Genomic DNA, 1,362 nt, shown 5'->3' on the forward strand with positions numbered 1-1,362 from the left:
GGGTGGCGGCGGTAGCGAGAATGGAAATCAGGCGTATTGACATGGTGGTGAACTCCAGAAGAGGAGCGCCCAGTCTATTGATACGACGGGGTTTGCGGGCCACCTTTTGCGGCCTGCATGATCCATGTCAACTGCGCAGGCAATTTTGGCCCTGCTTACGCGGGATGGCTGACCCTAGACGGGCACGGTGTAGTTCAGCGTCATCCGACCGCCATCCACCACCACGATCTCACCGGTGATGTAGCTCGCGGCGTCGCTGGCCAGGTAGGCCACCGTGTCGGCGATCTCCGAGGGCTCGCCGAGGCGCTTCATGGGCGTGCGGCTCATGATCTTGGCCTTGGCCTCGTCGCTGGTGAGCACAGCCCTGGCGGCCAGTTCGGTGGCGATAGTGCCGGGCGCAACCGCGTTGACGCGCACGCCCTGGCCTGCCAGCGACAGCGCCATCACGCGCGTGAGCTGGTTGATGCCGCCCTTGCTGACGTTGTAGCTGGCAATGGTGGGAATGGCGAGCACGCCGTTGACCGAACTCATGTTGACGATGCTGCCCTTGCCGGCGGCCGCCATCACGCGCGCCACGGCCTGCCCGACCAGGAAGGAGCCCTTGAGGTTGATGCGCAGTACGGCGTCGAAGTCGGCTTCCGTCACGTCCAGAAACTCTGCGGCCTTGAAGATGCCGGCATTGTTGACCAGCACGTCGATGCGGCCGTGCGCGGCCACGGTGCGAGCCACCAGCGCATCGACCTGAGCCTTGTCGCCCACGTCGCAATGAACATACAGGCCGCCGAGTTCTGCGGCCAGCGCTGCGCCGCGCGTGTCGTCTATATCGGCGATGACGACCTGGGCTTGCTCACGCGAAAAACGCCGCGCGCAGGCCTCACCGATGCCTTGGGCACCGCCGGTGACGACGCAGACGCGGCCCGCCAGTCCGAACGATACCTGGGCAGTATCTGTAGATGAAATAATGCTCATGCCCTTATGGTACCAGCGCAAGCAGCTATGAATTCCATAGCAGATTCGGAGACCTGAGTGGCGGAAGAACCTGGTTTGTAGAGTGCCGATCCGATGCCGAAACCGTTCGCGCCCGCGGCAAGGTAGGGCGCCATATTGGCGGGCGTGATGCCGCCGACCGGCAGTACTGCGGCTTGCGCGGGCAGTACCGCGCGAAGGGCTTTCACGACCGCCGGGGTGATCATTTCGGCCGGGAAAATCTTCAGCCCTGTCGCGCCCGCTTCGAGCGCAGCAAATGCCTCGCTGGCAGTCATGATGCCGGGCAGGCACACCAGGCCGAGGCGGACAGCTTCGCGCACCACCGCCGGGTTGAAATTGGGCGAAACGATGAGCTGGCCACCCGCGGCGTGAACG

General features: G+C 64.2%; 2 protein-coding genes. Both read right to left on the minus strand.

Annotated elements, in window-relative coordinates; translation table 11 throughout:
* Window positions 1–174: 174 nt before the first annotated feature.
* On the minus strand, window positions 175–969 hold the full coding sequence (locus AC1D1P_RS23455) for an SDR family NAD(P)-dependent oxidoreductase (protein ID WP_477671414.1): 795 nt from the start codon (window positions 967–969) through the stop codon (window positions 175–177).
* Window positions 966–1,362 (minus strand): beta/alpha barrel domain-containing protein (locus AC1D1P_RS23460; protein WP_477674657.1); only part of this gene is annotated, 397 nt, incomplete at its 5' end. The genes AC1D1P_RS23455 and AC1D1P_RS23460, both read right to left, overlap by 4 nt.

This window comes from Polaromonas sp. P1_E1_2 (assembly GCF_056406035.1).